Raw genomic sequence first — 16,487 nt, forward strand, 5'->3', positions numbered from 1 at the left:
CGTCCCACTGTGGGTAACTCCCAAGATATAGAGTTTGGGGTGCAACATTGTACCAGTCACGGTTGAACGGACAGACTACTCGAGAGTCTGAGAACCCAGATGTCCTGCAACAGTGTTCAAGTAATTCGACTAAGCTATAGCAGCAGTTTCTACCGAACAGAATCCCTCTACTGCCCGTATACCTTGCTACCAATCACGAAAACTGTTCTAATAGTTGGGACAAATAAATTCCAGTACATAATATATTGATTTATAGAAATATAAGAAGTAATTTGGACTAATAGTCGATAAGACGTCTGTAGATGTGAGTTCAGCTGTTGAGTAGGAAACCTGCATCTTCGAGTGCTGGACATAACGGCGGTGGATTACAGCCTTACTGCTGTAACAGGACTCGTTCCGCGATCAGTCCCTACTGTTACACTCATATAGATGTAACAGGATGCTCCTTCGCAGACCCGTTTTATATTATTTCACGTTTCGCATCATATACGTCGACGAATGGTCTTTGTCTGGAGCCAAAATATCCGCTCTTCGATGCTGCGTGGCAGCGGTGGTTTCGGGGATTCAGTGACAACTGGCATCCATTCATTGAACTACATACGGGGATCACAGTGGGCGTGGCTATCTGTTTGTTCTACTAACCCGAACCCCGGGCCGTTACAGCTAATTTATATATAGGGTCAGTCTACACGGTCTCTTGGTCGAGCGGAGGGTGATGACGGAGCGCCGGATATGGGACTGCAGTCCGACACGAGCAGCATACTACGCGTTCAGTATAGAGCGTCCACTACTGGTGATCGAGTGGACGCTCGAAGCAGACTTCGCGTATCGGATAACCGTCCAGATGAGGGTCGGGACGGCGCTGTAGTAGACGTATGGTATGTACAACGCCCTGTCACCGTCACCGTTCGTATAGTTCGAACGAGTATCAGCACTGGCGTGGCACGCACATGACAGCATGGAAAATGCAGACACTCCAGATGACACACAGTAGCGTAACCACAGCGACCGATATGTTTCACTGTATCCGACTCGGACCTTTTCAGGGCCCGTTCGTAGCTGTGTGGAACCGTTGCGGTTCATAATAACGTTTATCACGAAAGATGGTGTCATGGACGGTGTTGCGATGTACGATACAGTCAGCCGGCGAACTGTCATGAAGAGCATTGGTGCCGCAGGCGCTGTCGGCCTTGCAGGCTGTTCGGCAGATGGTGGTGGTGGTAGCAGTGAGAACACCATCAGCATGGGTATCCTAATGGGGGTAACGGGCGGTTTATCCGAGGTCGGCCCCGCAATTCGGGATGCAGCAGAGTTAGCGGTAAAGCAAGTCCGAGACGCGGACAACGGATTCTCAGTCGACACACAGTTTGAGAATACGGAGACGAAGCCAAGCCGAGGTGTCAGTGGTGCAGAAGCACTTGTGAATGGTGGCTACCCGATGATCTGCGGGGGGTTAGCATCATCAGTGACACTGCAGGTGGCGGAGAACGTCGCAATTCCGAATCAGACGGTGATGTGCTCACCATCGGCTACCTCGCCTGATGTCACATCACTTGAAGACAATGACTTCGTATTCCGGACACCCCCGACGGATAAGTTGCAGGGCTCACTGCTGGCCCAGATAGCGGCTGAACGGCTTGAGAAAGAGAGCGCAGCTATCCTCTTTCTCAACAATGCGTACGGGAACGGGCTGTCAGACGGCTTCACGAGTACGTTTGAGGGGGAGTATGGTGGGGAGGTTCTGAATCGGGTCTCGTACTCGGCGGGTCGCTCCTCCTACACGTCACAGTTGCAGAACGCCCTTGACGGTGGACCGGAGACGCTCGTGATTATCGGCTACCCTGAGAGCGGAAACAAGATCTTCCGGAACTTCTACGAGAACTTCGACAGAGCGGACATGGATATTCTGGTCCCGGACGGACTCAGAGCTGATGACTTGCCCGGGAATGTGGGGCACGACATGACAAACGTTCGCGGGACCAACCCATCCTCGGCCGGACCGGGGATCGAGTACTTCAGATCTGCATACGAAGACGAGTATGGCTCTGCACCGGGGCCGTTCAATCAGCAGTCGTTCGATGCTGCGGCGGTCCTCATGCTGGCACGCGCGGCAGCCGGTGAAGACAACGGGACTGCCATTCGAGATCAAATGCGGGCGGTCACAGACTCTGGTGGTGACGCAGTCGGACCTGAAAACTTGGGCGAGGGCGTTGCGCTGGCGGCCGACGGAAACGAAATCAATTATCAGGGCGTCTCAGGCCCCGTTGAGTTCGACGACAATGGCGATCTGGCCAGCGCCGTGTACAACTACTTCAGATACACAGAGAACGGCACAGAGAATATCGAGCAAGTGGAAGTGTAACGGAGACACTGCTGCGCTTTCCCACTCCTGATTACGTTACTCTTCAGAGACCGCGGTTCGAGAAGGCTCTGCGCCATAGCCGTGACTCATACTGTCGGCTGTACCTATTGTACGATATTTGCCACCCCGGGATGGAATCGTTCTTGACAGACGTACAGCTGACAGTCTCAGGCAGAGACCGGCCATCCTACTGGGTTCATGAGTGGGGACCAGCCATTGTCGCACAACCGAAAGACTATAACCAAATACCGTTATAAACATGAACTGATGTCTCAGTACGCAGCACGCGTCGAAGAGATGGATATCAGTGGCATCCGCGAAGTCTTCGAGGCGGCAGGCGAAGACGCAATAAATCTGGGCCTCGGTCAGCCTGATTTCCCAACCCCAGAACACGCTCGAGAGGCAGCGGTGAGTGCGATTCAGGATGGGATGGGTGATTCATATACATCCAACAAGGGGATTCCAGAACTCAGAGCAGCTATCAGTGAACGCTACGCCACCGACAACGGGCAGGACATACCGCCTGAAAACATCATTGCCACTGCCGGCGCGAGCGAGGCGATCCACGTCGCAATCGAAGCTCACGTCCAGCCGGGTGACGAAGTGATCTGTCCTGACCCCGGATTTCTTGCCTATGAACAACTGGTACTACTCGCTGGTGGCGAACCAAAGCGGGTCGAACTCAGAGATGACCTGACTCTTGATCCCGCTGCTGTCGAGAATGCAATCACGGAGAACACGTCACTGTTTATCGTTAACAGTCCTGCGAACCCGACCGGCGCAGTACAATCGGAGCGAGATATGGCGGAGTTCGCACGGATAGCGGATGAGCACGAAGTCATTTGCCTCTCCGATGAGGTCTACGAGAAAATCGTTTTTGATGGGGAACACCACTCACCGGCGCAATTCGCGAACTCTGATAGGGTAATCCAGGCCAGTGCGTGCTCGAAAACGTACTCAATGACAGGCTGGCGGCTTGGGTGGGTAGCGGCCAGTTCGGAGCGAATCGAACGGATGCTCCGAGTGCACCAGTACGTGCAGGCGTGTGCCAGTGCGCCAGCACAGTACGCTGCTGAAGCGGCTCTCACTGGCCCGCAGGAACCAGTCAGAGAGATGGTTTCGGCGTTTGAGGAGCGCCGGGACGTCCTTCTCGATGGGCTGGAAGATATCGGCCTCGACACGCCAGTCCCGAAGGGAGCGTTCTATGCGATGCCGCATGTCCCAGCAGGTTGGACCCAGAAGATGCTGGAAAACGATGTCATCGTGGTTCCCGGCGAAGCGTTCGGGCCGAGCGGCGAGGGGCAGGCGCGTATCTCGTATGCTACGAGTACAGCTGAACTGAAAGAGGCGCTGGAAGTGATGCGAACGGTCACGAATTCTCTGTAGAACGACAGCAGGGACTCACGACTGGCCGTGCCTTCCGACGACCGGTTTCATATTTTTCGCCGCAGATACTACAGCAGCTTCTGGGGCCTCTCACGCGAAAACGGACACACGATTCCTGTTGAGGACGCAAACCCATATGCGCACACGGGAATTCACTGCCGAAGCCGGGGCATATGCGTCCGCGATTGTGTATTGAAGCCTGTCACTGACGCTTGCGGTTGCACCGTCCGCCGGCCGTCGCTGAACATCCATATTTGATAACTATGAACATGTGTATTGTTATCACGAATCTGGCGCATATCTTCGGTTCATGGGATTCTATGACGATTTTACATCAAGATTTTTAAGACTGGGTATAGAGCACCATATTATGGCGGCACGAGACTACTACAGCCGTGGACAGAATTTCGTATACAACCGCCCAGTACTCGTTATATTCGCAGTTATCGGCGTCTTTCTCGTATTCGACGTCCTTCGACAGTTAGGCACCGGCACACTCGTCGTCACAGACCTCGTGAGCTATCTCTGGAACGGACTGGTGCTTGGGATGTCGCTCGGACTGGCTGGTGTCGGTCTCTCGATGACATACAGTATCCTCAATTTCGCGAACTTTGCCCACGGTGACTTGATTACGAGCGGTGCGTTCGCCGGATGGGCGACGGCGTTTCTGATTGCAGGGCTTGGGGAGTTCTCTGTCGAATCGCTCGTCCTCATCGGTGGCCCTATCGCAGTCGGTTCGAATGAGCTTGGTATAAATGTCATCAATACCCCGCTGGCGCTTCTGGCTGGATTACTTATCGCTGCAGCCCTCACAGCCGCTCTTTCGCTTTTGTTGGATCGAATCGTGTTCAAACCGATGCGCAGTGCCGATGGTGTGACGCTGATGATTGCCAGTGTCGGCGTCGCACTGTTCCTTCGTAATTTCCTCACCTATTCGTTTCTGACTGACAGTCGTGGGCTGACAGGTGGCAATATCCCTCAATTTACGATCGCGGGCGTCACGTTCGGCGGGCACCAGATTACGCTGGTCGTCGTTGCCGCCCTCCTGATGCTTGGCACTCACATTCTGCTTCAGTACACCAAGATCGGCACGGCCATGCGTGCGATGGCCGCGAACAAGGACCTCGCAAAAGTCACGGGCATCCCAACCGAACGCGTCGTCAAGCTCACGTGGATTATCGGCGGCGGACTTACCGGCTGTGCAGGCTTTCTTATCGCATTACAGCAGGGGACGCTCACAGTTACAATGGGGTGGGACCTGCTGTTACTGGTGTTCGCAGCGGTCATCCTCGGCGGTGTCGGCTCGATCTACGGCGCAATGGTCGGCGGGGTCATTCTCGGCATCGCGAGCCGACTTGCGCTCGTCTGGATCCCAGCCAGTTTCCTTCTGGTTGCGGCATTCTTTATCATGATCGTCATGCTGCTCGTGCGTCCGTCAGGTCTGTTCAGTGGGAGGACGACGGCATGAGTACGGGTTCCATTCAGGCGCGGGCTGAGGGCTGGCTTGGCAACAGTGACGTGCGCCTGCTTATCGCCCTTGCTCTCGCGATTGGGGGCCTGTACGCGCTTTTCAGTGTCGTCCTCGGCTTCCAACTGAACGGTACAGTCAACACCCTCCGTCGCGTCGCGTTCCTCTCAGTGATTTATGCCATGCTAGCGCTCGCACTAAACCTCCAGTGGGGGTACGCGGGCCTGTTCAATCTTGGCGCGGCCGGATTCATGGCAATCGGTGTCTACACCATGGGAATACTGACAGCGCCGGTCACGGCCAGTCCGCCCGGATTCGGGCTGCCACTCCCCGTTGCCATCCTGTGTGCGATACTCGTGACGGGGATCATCGGCGGCCTCGCCGCGTTGCCAGCGATCCGACTTCGTGCCGATTATCTCGCAATCGTAACCGTTGCGTTCTCCGAAATCGTTCGCCTCACGCTCCGTGCACCGGAGTTCGCGAACACTCGTATCGCCGGCGTTGCATTCGGAACTGGTGGTGCGACGGGGCTGTCGCTGCCATCGAACCCGATCCGGGCTCTCTTTTACATAAACCCCGCCGCCGCAGCTGCCGAGCCCAACGCCCTCGGTGTGGCGATATTCAGCGCCGTGGAGCCACTGGGCATCGAGCAGACCGTTGTTATCGGCTGGACGTACGTGGTTGCGTTGTGTCTCTGTCTTGGCCTCTTGTACTGGCTGATGGTTCGCCTCGGTAAGTCACCCTTCGGACGGGTACTCAAGAGCATTCGAGAGGACCAACAGGTCACGCAGGCGCTGGGGAAAGATACGCGCCTGTTCAAGATAAAGACGTTCGCGCTTGGCTGTGCGCTTATGGGCCTGATTGCCATCCTCTGGCGTCTCTCTGGGGGCTATGCATCGCCACGGATGTTCAAGCCCATACAGACGTTTTACATTTTCATTGCGCTGTTTATCGGCGGGACTGGGTCGCCAACGGGGAGCATTGTTGGCGGTGCCTTGTTCGCGAGTCTACTCTTCGAGGGGCCCTCGTTCATCCGTCGCGTCGTGGCAGAGTACCTCCAGCTCAGTAACGCTCCTGATACGCTTGTCGGTGCCCTTGCCGAGCTAGGGACCCTTGATGTCACACCACTGCTGGCGTATTCCGTGCAGGACGTGAGTATCTCTGCGCTCCGGCTCATGCTGTTAGGTATCGTTCTGGTGTATCTCATGCAACGGCACCCGGATGGGCTGCTTGGCCATCGAAAAGCAATCGCATCAAGCGTTGACCTCTCACAACAGGCGACTCGCGAGGACGACAATGAGTAAGAACGTACAATCAGCACGGAGCGAACAGACGCAGACGGGACAGCAAGAACAGATACTCAAAGTGGAGAATCTACGAAAGACGTTCGGTGGTATTACCGCTGTCGCTGATGTCTCTTTCCACGTTGAAAAAGGGTCAATTACCGGTCTGATTGGTCCGAATGGTGCCGGCAAGTCGACGACCTTCGACCTGATTACTGGTGTGCAACGTCCAGACGGGGGCGCAGTCGAATTCAACGACACGGAGATAACGGGGTATCGGTCAGATCAGGTTGCTAATCAGGGCCTCGTCCGGACCTTCCAGATTGCACGAGAGCTATCAGAGATGACCGTGCTCGAAAACCTGATGCTGGCACCACAGAACCAAGCCGGCGAAGCAGTCTGGCGGGCGGTCCTCCCGCGAGCTAGAACGCAGGTCGTCGAACAAGAAAAAGAGCTCCGAGAACGGGCCTGGGAGATGCTCGAACTGTTCGAGATCGAGCACGTCGCGCACGAATCTGCCGGCAATCTCTCAGGCGGCCAACGGAAGCTCTTAGAGATGGCACGCGTGCTTATGACCGATCCCGAGATGGTTCTGCTGGATGAACCGCTTGCGGGAGTCAACCCAACACTCGAAGAGAAACTCATTGACCGGTTGCATACGCTCAAAGAGCAGGGCTACACCTTCCTCTTTGTCGAACACGACATGGACGTGATTATGAATAACTGCGATACGGTCATCGTTATGCACCAGGGGAGTGTTCTCACAGAGGGGCAACCGGACGCAGTGAAAAATAACGAGAAAGTGCTTGACGCCTATCTCGGCGAAGAGGTGAAAATATGAGCCTGCTGTCGGTACAACAACTGGACGCCGGGTACGGTGATCTACAGATTCTCACAGATGTCGACATGGAAGTCGGACAGAGCGAGTATATCACCATCGTCGGCCCGAACGGTGCAGGCAAGTCCACTGTAATGAAATCAGTGTTCGGACTGACGACGTACATGGGAGGTGAAATCATATTCAACGACAGGGACATCGCCGGCGAACAACCGGAAGATATCATCTCGTATGGGCTGAGCTTCGTCCCCCAGAGCAACAACGTGTTTGAGCCGCTGACGGTCACGGAGAACCTCAAGATGGGTGCATACACGCTGGACCAATTCCCGGAAGAACGGTTACAGGCGGTTTACGACCGGTTCCCGATACTGGAAACACGGTCAGAGCAGAAGGCGGGCACACTTTCAGGCGGGCAACAGCAGATGCTCGCGATGGGGCGTGCACTCATGCTCGACCCCGACCTGTTACTGCTCGACGAGCCCAGCGCAGGCCTCGCACCGGATCTCGTCGATGAGATGTTTGACCGCATTGACGAGATTAACGATGCCGGCACTGCCGTGCTCCTCGTCGAACAGAATGCCAAAGAGGCATTGCGACGGTGTGACCGTGGATACGTACTGGTGCAAGGGCAGAACCGACACGAGGACAGTGGTGAGGCACTGCTCAACGACCAACAAGTTCGCGAAGACTTCCTCGGCGGGTAGCTCTTGTAGCCCTGTACTGGCTTGGTGCCTATGTCTTGCGACGGTCATCGTCTCTGCGTGAGACACTGTAGGGCCGGTGAATTCTTCCTCGTGGCCATAGCCACCGCACAAATCTCAACGCTACGGACCCAGTAAACAATCACATATCTGACTATACCTCGGTCTTAGCAGCGGCTCGTAATATCGATCCGCCGATAAGATAGCGTGAGTAGTGGCTGTATTAATACTATCATATAATATGACAGACAGATATTATGGTCAACTATAATTTAGTTTCAACAATCTCTACACGGCTTCGGACCAGCAACTGTCTCCGCTCACATCGGAACCGCTACTGTGGCGTGTGAACGAGTGTCGCGCAAATAATAAGTATCTACCATGTTAGTCTTCACATATGCATCCGGGCTTGAACCCTATTGCCTGCCCTGCAGGTCAGCTGTCCCGGCAGTTAATGGATTGGGCACTGCCCTCATCCACAGCCACATTTTTTACATTTTCGACATTTAAACTGGCGTAGACTGCCAGCGCACAGATGACCCCTGTGCCCGGTGGAAAACGCCAGCCTTGAAAACGCTCGAAGAGCCGTAACCAGCGGCCGTTCGGGTTATCAGGGTCTGTTGAGGGAGCGTGTATCAAATACAAAAAACATCATCGAAAACAATGAACATGAAAAACGAAGCAGGAAGCAAGGACGTACCAGCGCCCGTCAGAGAAGACTCGGATCTGGTCCAGATACTGGATGCTGAAGGCAACGTCTTACCACAGGCGTCTGTCCCGGACATTTCAGATAGGCAGTTACTTGAGCTGTATGAGACCATCAAGCTCGCTCGACATTTCGACCAGCGGGCTATTAGCTTCCAGCGGCAGGGGCGGCTCGCGACGTACGCACCAATGACTGGGCAAGAGGGGTCACAGGTCGCCACGAGTCTGGCACTTGCCGAGCAAGACTGGCTATTCCCGACCTACAGAGAGCACGCGGCGAAATACGCGCACGGGATGGAGTTGGCATCACTGTTCGAGCCACTGAGGGGCCATCAGGAGGGATATGCGATCCCTGAAGATGTCAATGTAATGCCTGAGTACATTCCGATTGCAACGCAGGTTCCACAGGCCATGGGAATGGCGTGGGGACACAAGCTACAGGGAAAGACCGATACGGCCGTCATGTGTCACCTCGGCGATGGGGCGACCTCTGAAGGTGACTTCCACGAGGGGCTAAATTTCGCAGGCGTATTCGATGTCCCTGCTGTATTCGTCTGCAACAACAACCAATGGGCGATTTCAGTCCCCCGAGAGCGACAAACCGCGAGTGAAACCATCGCCGAAAAGGCACAGGCGTATGGTCTCGACGGCGTTCGCGTTGACGGGCTGGATCCGCTGGCGGTCTACAAAGTCGCCAGTGAGGCACTGGAGAAAGCCCGGAACCCCGGCCCCGGAGAGCTTCGCCCAACGCTCATCGAGTCTGTCCAGTATCGCTTCGGTGCCCACACCACTGCAGATGACCCATCCGTTTACAGAGACGAATCCGAAGAAGAGGTCTGGCGAGACCGCGACCCTGTGGACCGCATTGAAACGTATCTGTACAACGAGGGCATCCTCGATTCCGACCTTGAGAGTGAGATCCAAGACAGTGTCGAACAAGAAGTTAGCGAGGCGATAGAAACAGCAGAGCAGACAGCAGCGAGTCCAGATAACATCGTCGAGTATGTGTACGAAGACGTTCCAGCGCGACTCGAACAACAGCGGGACGAATTGAACCGACTGCGCGAGAAGTATGACGACGGTGCCTTCTCGGAGGTGCTGGAATGAGTTCGACAGCCAGTACGCAGTCGGGGCAAAACGCACAGAGTCTCACCCTCGTGGAGGCGATACAGGACGGATTGTACACAGAGATGTCGCAGGACGATAGCGTCGTCGTTCTGGGCGAAGACGTCGGGAAGAACGGCGGTGTTTTCAGAGCAACCGACCAGCTATACGAAGAGTTCGGCGAAGACCGTGTCATCGACACTCCACTGGCAGAAGCCGGAATCGTCGGTGCATCGATTGGGCTCGCTCAGACCGGGATGAAGCCTGTTCCTGAGATGCAGTTCATGGGCTTCATGTATCCTGCCTTCGACCAGATCGTCAGTCACGCTGCGCGGCTCCGCAGCCGTAGCCAAGGGCAGTATTCGGTGCCGATGGTGATACGGGCACCATACGGCGGTGGGATCCGGGCCCCAGAGCATCACTCTGAGTCAAAGGAAGCGTTCTTCGTGCACGAGCCCGGACTCAAAGTAGTCTCACCGAGCACGCCGTACGATGCCAAGGGACTGCTAGCGGCGTCTATCCATGACCCGGATCCAGTTATCTTCCTAGAGCCGAAGTTAATCTACCGCGCCTTCCGTGACGATGTCCCGACGAAACCGTATGAAGTGTCACTGAGCGAGGCTGCTGTCCGGCGCGAAGGCAGTGACATTTCAGTCTACACTTGGGGAGCAATGACTCGGCCGGTCCTGATCGCTGCGGAGAATCTGAGCCAGTCACATGGCATCGATGTAGAAGTCATCGACCTTCGAACCCTGTCTCCCCTTGATATCGAGACGATTACAGACTCATTCAAAAAGACTGGCAGAGCCGCGATTGTACACGAAGCACCGAAAACTGGCGGATTAGGGGCGGAAATCGCAACGACGATTCAGGAGGAAGCGCTCGTTCATCAGGAAGCGCCAATTAAACGGATTGCTGGCTTCGATGCCCCCATGCCACTCCATTCGCTGGAGGATTACTACCTGCCACAGGCAGTCCGTATTCAGGACGGCATCCGCGAAACAGTCGACTTCTAACATGGTACGTGAATTCGAACTACCCGATGTCGGTGAAGGTGTTGCTGAGGGCGAACTGCTGCGCTGGCGGGTTGCACCGGGCGACTCAGTTTCGGAAGATCAGCCAGTAGCCGAAGTCGAGACGGACAAAGCCGTCGTCGACGTCCCGTCTCCTGTAGACGGTGTTGTCGACGAACTTCGTGCCACAGAAGGTGATATCGTCCCAGTCGGTGACGTTATTATCGTCTTCCGGGTCGAGGGGGAAGACGACCTAGAAGGTACCGAAACAACGCCTACAGACGACGCCACTGCGGATAGTGGCCACCAAACCGACGACGGAGCTACAGCACAGCCAGCCGAAGACAAGCAGTCAGACCCGGCTGTGACACAGAGCGTCCAGATCGCCGCCGCACCGTCTGTGCGGCGTCTCGCACGCGAGCTGGGCGTCGATATTTCCAGCATTGCGGACTCGTCTTCGGGACGTATCACGGAAGCAGATGTCCGCGCATACTCGAATACGGAATCCGCGACTCAACAGCGTTCAAGCCAGCAGACAACTGCTTCGAGTCGACGAAAACAGCAGGCAGATACGGAGGGGTCTGTCAGTCCGACTCAGACGAGCGAAACGGCCGACCGAGACACGACAGTGGCCGTTCCGAAAACCAGACACATCGCGGCCGAGGAAGGGATTGATCTCGATACTATTCCCACAGATGAGCGAAAAGACGGAGAACCCTTTGTCACGCTCGAATCGGTCCAAGAATACGCAAAAGCACAACAGCAGGCCCAACGCACAGAACAAGAGGCTCTAGTTGAGAGAGCAGCAGCTGACGATCCGGCGCGCCCGGAGTCCCGGAAGCCGTACACCGGCATCAGACAGACCATTGGAGCGGCAATGACGTCGTCGAAATACACGGCTCCGCACGTCACTCATCAGGACGAGGTCGACGTTACTGCTCTGGTCGACGCTCGTTCGGCGCTCAGACAGGAGGCTGAGGAGCACGATATACGACTGACGTATATGCCGTTTGTCATGAAGGCGTGTGCCGCGGCTCTGCAAGAGAACCCACAAGTGAACGCCTCCCTCGACGAAGCAAACGAAGAGATCGTCGAAAAGCAGTATTACAATATCGGCGTCGCAACAGCAACTGATGCTGGGCTGTTGGTTCCTGTTGTCGAGGACGTTGATACGAAGGGGCTGCTGGAGGTCGCATCCGAAACCAACGAAAAAACGCAGAAGGCGAGAGAACGGAGTCTTTCGCCGGAGGAAATGCGTGGCGGGACATTCACTATCTCGAACATCGGTGGTATCGGTGGGGAGTACGGGACACCGATCATCAATCAGCCGGAAAGCGCCATTCTGGCACTGGGAGAGATCAAAAAGAAGCCACGGGTCGTGGAAGCTGCTGGTGAAGAGACGATAGAACCTCGTCATATAATGACACTATCGCTGTCGTTCGACCATCGAGTGCTTGATGGCGCAGACGCCGCACGGTTCACGAACTCCATACAGAAGTACCTGCGAAATCCAAACCTGCTACTACTAGAATAATGGTTGTCGGAGATGTAACTACGTCGACTGATGTACTGGTTATCGGTGCGGGCCCCGGTGGGTACGTTGCCGCAATCCGCGCTGCACAGCTTGACCTCGATGTCACGCTCGTTGAAAAGGGAGAGTACGGGGGCGCCTGTCTCAACCGTGGCTGTATTCCCTCCAAAGCGCTGATAAACGGTTCAGAACTGGCCTCGGAAGCGGGTCAGGCGGAGGAACTGGGGATTTACGCAGACCCAACAGTCGCACTCGACGAGATGATTAGCTGGAAAGACGGCATTGTCGATCAATTAACGAGCGGTATCGAGCAACTGTGTACGGCAGCCGGCGTGAATCTGATGCAAGGGACTGCCGAATTTGCTGATGAAAACAAGATCAGAATCGTCCATCAGGGAGAGGGACAGGGCTCTGAATCGCTGAAATTCGATAACTGCATCATCGCAACGGGGTCCAGACCGATTGAAATTCCGGAGTTCGACTTCGGTGACGAACGCATTGTCTCGTCAGATGGCGCTCTGAACTTTGAAACGGTACCCGACGAACTCGTGATCGTTGGAGCCGGATACATCGGCATGGAGCTAGCGACGGTCTATAGCCGGCTTGGGAGCGATGTCTCGGTAATTGAGATGCTAGAGCAGGCGCTTCCCAGCTATCAGGAAGACGTTGCCTCGATTGTCAGGAAGCGAGCAGAGCGGCTCGGCGTGGATTTCCATTTCGGGTACACTGCGGACAGCTGGGCAGAGTCGGACGGTGAGGCTGTCCTGACTGCTGTCCCCACAGCGGATGCGGCGCACGATAGCGATATCGAACTCACCGCTGACAAAATACTCGTTGCCGTCGGTAGACGCCCGGTGACTGACACGCTCAGTCTCGAAGATGCCGGCGTCGAAACCAATGCTCAGGGGGTCATCCCAACGGACAGTAGATGTCGGACGAACAAGGAGCATATTTTCGCGGTCGGTGACGTTGCGGGTGAACCGATGCTCGCGCACAAGGGATCGAAAGAAGGGGAGGTTGCAGCCGAAGTAATCGCCGGTGAGCCCGCTGCGGTCGATTATCAGGCGCTCCCGGCAGCTGTGTTCACCGACCCGGAAATCGGAACTGTCGGTCTGACGGAGAACGAAGCAGCAAACGAGGGTATCACACCTCTCACTGGCGAGTTTCAGTTCCAAGCATCTGGACGAGCACTAACAGCAAACCGGACAGAAGGCTTTGTCCGAATTGTCGCCGCAAAAGAAACCGAACGTGTGATCGGTGCACAGATCGTCGGTCCGGAGGCCTCCGAGCTGATTGCAGAAATCGCAGCCATGATCGAAATGGGTGCAAAGCTTCAGGACATCGGCTCAACAGTTCACACACATCCAACATTAAGTGAGGCGATAATGGAGGCCGCACAGAATGCGAGAGGGAAAGCAATACACAGACAAAATTGACTGGTCCATATTGACTCCTCAGTCACTCTATTTACGACCGGACTTAGGGAATCTCTACCCACTCATAGTCTATCTGAGACTGTTTACTGAACCGAGACAGCAACTCCGGAACAGAAGAATCGTTGAGCGGGCGCTACGTTGCTTTGTGGGCTATATAGACCACAGCTAGGTTCCAGCGTAGTGCGCCCGATACAATCTGGATTCAGTCGTTTGCGACTGTTTGGGTTGCGCTACCGTCCCCGACACTCAGTTTGTTTTCCTCTTCTTCAGGCTTCGGTGCGTCTGTCGGGAGGTTTTCGTACAGAATTCCTTTGCTTGCGTTATAGCATGTCATGCGATGACATGGCTGATGGAAACATATAAGCCCGTCCCTTATTCTGTACCGTTGAATATTAATAATCTATGACTGTTTATATATTGACCAATATTCCAGAACACAGTAATAGCGTATTTGTTTAGACTCAGTGTGATTGTGAATACACTCGACCTGTTTTTTACACTAAAAATTTTCAGTCTCTCTGTCGTTTGCTGATAATTTCTGGCATTTGAATATTCTATAGTGCCGAATGTGATCCGACAATCTTGGATTATCTTCTATATTGTTGCAGAGCTAAGATCGGGTCTAATTCAAATCTAAACGGGTGTGTTAGATTTTGGGGTACTGCGATGTCATGCATTCCTCGCCACAGAAGAAGTGCTCTGCTATCTCTCCGTCTGAATCGCGTATCGTAACCCCACTGTACTTCATTTGCTCGCTGATTACCTGTCCACAGTAATCACACCGGTAATTCGGTGACCCATCGACTAGGACTCGGGTTGACTTGTTTTGGATATTCAGTTCGCCAGCGGCTGCATTGCTGCTGGCCTCCATAGCGCAACGAGCAGTTGTCAGTGACTGCTCCGCCTCAGTTTGTCCATTCATCGTATGATTCGCTGTTGACCGCAATCACACTTGTTCCGTCTACTGTTACGTACTACTCCGGAGCCGTACTGGTCGTTTTACCGACGTTTTCCACCTATGCTGGGTTACTGCCCGGACTGTGGTGGTCTACGCAGGTTACCGGGGTGAAAGTGTAAAAAACGTATAACGGAGCGCTACAGCCGCTAGTTGCCTCGCTTGCCGGGGCATTTTTGTCGTCTGGGTACCCGGATTCATACCTTCCCATACGAATCTACTATATTTAATCATTTGGTTAGCATCTACAGCCTCGCCACTGAACTGGTTTCGCCTGCAAGCCCGAAGCAAGATGAATGTGAACAACACTCACAAAACAACTAAGTGTACATCCATTAAAGATAGATACATGAAACCGGGCGTCGACGTTATGGCTTGGGAAGCAAGCCCACTGTCCCGGCACTTGATCGGTGCGGATTCCTTCACATCCGGTTTTACGTTTTTTACATTTTTCAAATTTTAAACCGACGTAGACCACCACAGTGCGGGCAAACGCCAGCACACAGGTGAAAAACGTCGGTTCTGGCTGGTTCACAAATACCAGCCGACGGTTCTCGGGTCGTGATGACCCGTTTCACGAAGCGTTGCGACACCAACTACAAAAACACACTCAGCGACATCATGAACGCACAAAACACGCAGGAGTACCGTAGCCCACAATCATCAGACATTGCACACGCAGACCAAACGCGGAGTGCAGCCCTCGAAAGCGTTGAGCGCCAATCAATCAGAGTCGTAATTAGCTCGATTGAAACGCGACACTGCGACCACTGCGGCGAAACGATTGGCGAGAACGTCCGGTATCGAAATGTTACTACCAGAGATAGTGCTGGCAACGTTTCGGAATACGCGTTTTGCGGTGTCGACTGTAAGACCGCTCGGTTCCCGAGACTAAGTTGAGCGCTGGTCGGCGTGGAGAATTTGTCCGTTTACAGGACCACTGGCTGGGGTTCTGGCTTCCCAGTGATAACGCGAACCAATATCCTCACTCGGGTTGACAGTCGCAGCCACCCTGCTCCAGAAACGCTACAATATCGTAGCTACGGCCGCAGTCTTCACACAGCACCTGAACTTCGTTGATGATGTTGAAATCGTCTACCGAGATGGCGTCGTTCTTTTCGAGACTCTCGATAGTCTGTCTCGTTACAGCGGTTGTTCGGCCCCGGAGGCGCTGTATCGATTCAATGGCGTTTTCTTTTCGTTCTGCGGGTGTCTGCTCAGGTCGGGCCGCGCCCCGGTCGTTCTTGAGATAGCGATACACCGTCTGGTGGGAAATAAAATCATCTATCACAGATTCGACATCGACCCCGTTCTGTTCGAGCCGGGAGCGTATGAGCGGGGCGTCCGCGTCATCTTCGCGAAGTGATCGATAGACCTGTTGGATATCGCCACTCAATGTCGGCGCGTCACTTCCTTCGATGGCGGACGCAAGCACCGACTGATTGAAATAATCAGCAAGATCTCGGGTACTCTCTTCCTCCCCGTCAGCACCAACCCACCGCGCTTCGAGTTCTGCACCCATCCCGACAAGATCGTATTTTTGAATTACGGTATCGACCTTGTTCGTTCCCCCACCCGGCTGTGAGTCGTCTGTGGTCATGATCCGATTTAAATGAACCCCATAGTTACTAAACACTCCCGCATATCGAACGGACTGCTGCGGTCTCTCACACGCGGAGTTTTATCCGGTCTGTGTACTGGTATG

General features: G+C 54.6%; 11 protein-coding genes. 10 read left to right on the forward strand and 1 reads right to left on the reverse strand.

From position 1 onward, the window contains the following. Positions 1–1,156: 1,156 nt before the first annotated feature. The 10 genes from Har1129_RS19790 to lpdA all read left to right on the forward strand — a co-directional run bounded on the left by Har1129_RS19790 (position 1,157) and on the right by lpdA (position 13,827). A complete protein-coding gene (locus Har1129_RS19790) occupies positions 1,157–2,362 on the forward strand; it encodes an ABC transporter substrate-binding protein (protein ID WP_151102619.1) in 1,206 nt (401 codons plus the stop codon). Positions 2,363–2,629: 267 nt separating this feature from the next. Beyond that, positions 2,630–3,748, forward strand: coding sequence for a pyridoxal phosphate-dependent aminotransferase (locus Har1129_RS19795; protein WP_151102522.1), 1,119 nt, complete (start codon positions 2,630–2,632; stop codon positions 3,746–3,748). A 370-nt stretch (positions 3,749–4,118) separates the two neighbouring features. Continuing rightward, complete coding sequence (locus Har1129_RS19800; RefSeq protein ID WP_151102523.1) at positions 4,119–5,216, forward strand: branched-chain amino acid ABC transporter permease; 1,098 nt, start codon at positions 4,119–4,121, stop codon at positions 5,214–5,216. Further along, positions 5,213–6,520, forward strand: coding sequence for a branched-chain amino acid ABC transporter permease (locus Har1129_RS19805; protein WP_151102524.1), 1,308 nt, complete (start codon positions 5,213–5,215; stop codon positions 6,518–6,520). The genes Har1129_RS19800 and Har1129_RS19805 overlap by 4 nt, the downstream gene beginning before the upstream one ends. Continuing rightward, on the forward strand, positions 6,513–7,340 hold the full coding sequence (locus tag Har1129_RS19810) for an ABC transporter ATP-binding protein (protein ID WP_151102525.1): 828 nt from the start codon (positions 6,513–6,515) through the stop codon (positions 7,338–7,340). The genes Har1129_RS19805 and Har1129_RS19810 overlap by 8 nt, the downstream gene beginning before the upstream one ends. Next, positions 7,337–8,041 (forward strand): ABC transporter ATP-binding protein, encoded by a 705-nt coding sequence (locus tag Har1129_RS19815; protein ID WP_151102526.1) that lies wholly within the window; start codon positions 7,337–7,339, stop codon positions 8,039–8,041. Before Har1129_RS19810 ends, Har1129_RS19815 begins: the two co-directional genes overlap by 4 nt. 660 nt (positions 8,042–8,701) lie before the next feature. Beyond that, positions 8,702–9,850, forward strand: a complete 1,149-nt coding sequence (gene pdhA, locus Har1129_RS19820) for a pyruvate dehydrogenase (acetyl-transferring) E1 component subunit alpha (protein ID WP_151102527.1) — start codon at positions 8,702–8,704, stop codon at positions 9,848–9,850. Further along, on the forward strand, positions 9,847–10,863 hold the full coding sequence (locus Har1129_RS19825; RefSeq protein WP_151102528.1) for an alpha-ketoacid dehydrogenase subunit beta: 1,017 nt from the start codon (positions 9,847–9,849) through the stop codon (positions 10,861–10,863). Before pdhA ends, Har1129_RS19825 begins: the two co-directional genes overlap by 4 nt. Position 10,864: 1 nt before the next feature. After that, positions 10,865–12,394, forward strand: a complete 1,530-nt coding sequence (locus Har1129_RS19830; RefSeq protein WP_151102529.1) for a dihydrolipoamide acetyltransferase family protein — start codon at positions 10,865–10,867, stop codon at positions 12,392–12,394. Continuing rightward, on the forward strand, positions 12,394–13,827 hold the full coding sequence (lpdA, locus tag Har1129_RS19835) for a dihydrolipoyl dehydrogenase (protein WP_151102530.1): 1,434 nt from the start codon (positions 12,394–12,396) through the stop codon (positions 13,825–13,827). The genes Har1129_RS19830 and lpdA overlap by 1 nt, the downstream gene beginning before the upstream one ends. Positions 13,828–15,767: 1,940 nt before the next feature. On the opposite strand, the gene rdfA is transcribed toward lpdA, so the two are convergent. After that, positions 15,768–16,382, reverse strand: a complete 615-nt coding sequence (gene rdfA / locus Har1129_RS19850) for a rod-determining factor RdfA (RefSeq protein WP_151102533.1) — start codon at positions 16,380–16,382, stop codon at positions 15,768–15,770. Positions 16,383–16,487: the final 105 nt, after the last annotated feature.

The organism is Haloarcula sp. CBA1129 (genome assembly GCF_008729015.1).
In the GTDB taxonomy this organism is placed as follows: Archaea; Halobacteriota; Halobacteria; order Halobacteriales; family Haloarculaceae; genus Haloarcula.

What these genes read in the sequence shown, in the direction of transcription:
- Har1129_RS19810 (WP_151102525.1), top strand. Translation starts at nt 6,513, where the DNA reads ATGAGTAAGAACGTACAATCAGCACGGAGCGAACAGACGCAGACGGGA.
- lpdA (WP_151102530.1), top strand. Translation starts at nt 12,394, where the DNA reads ATGGTTGTCGGAGATGTAACTACGTCGACTGATGTACTGGTTATCGGT.
- Har1129_RS19800 (WP_151102523.1), top strand. Translation starts at nt 4,119, where the DNA reads ATGGCGGCACGAGACTACTACAGCCGTGGACAGAATTTCGTATACAAC.
- Har1129_RS19795 (WP_151102522.1), top strand. Translation starts at nt 2,630, where the DNA reads ATGTCTCAGTACGCAGCACGCGTCGAAGAGATGGATATCAGTGGCATC.
- pdhA (WP_151102527.1), top strand. Translation starts at nt 8,702, where the DNA reads ATGAACATGAAAAACGAAGCAGGAAGCAAGGACGTACCAGCGCCCGTC.
- Har1129_RS19825 (WP_151102528.1), top strand. Translation starts at nt 9,847, where the DNA reads ATGAGTTCGACAGCCAGTACGCAGTCGGGGCAAAACGCACAGAGTCTC.
- Har1129_RS19830 (WP_151102529.1), top strand. Translation starts at nt 10,865, where the DNA reads ATGGTACGTGAATTCGAACTACCCGATGTCGGTGAAGGTGTTGCTGAG.
- Har1129_RS19805 (WP_151102524.1), top strand. Translation starts at nt 5,213, where the DNA reads ATGAGTACGGGTTCCATTCAGGCGCGGGCTGAGGGCTGGCTTGGCAAC.
- Har1129_RS19790 (WP_151102619.1), top strand. Translation starts at nt 1,157, where the DNA reads ATGAAGAGCATTGGTGCCGCAGGCGCTGTCGGCCTTGCAGGCTGTTCG.
- Har1129_RS19815 (WP_151102526.1), top strand. Translation starts at nt 7,337, where the DNA reads ATGAGCCTGCTGTCGGTACAACAACTGGACGCCGGGTACGGTGATCTA.
- rdfA (WP_151102533.1), bottom strand. Translation starts at nt 16,382, where the DNA reads ATGACCACAGACGACTCACAGCCGGGTGGGGGAACGAACAAGGTCGAT.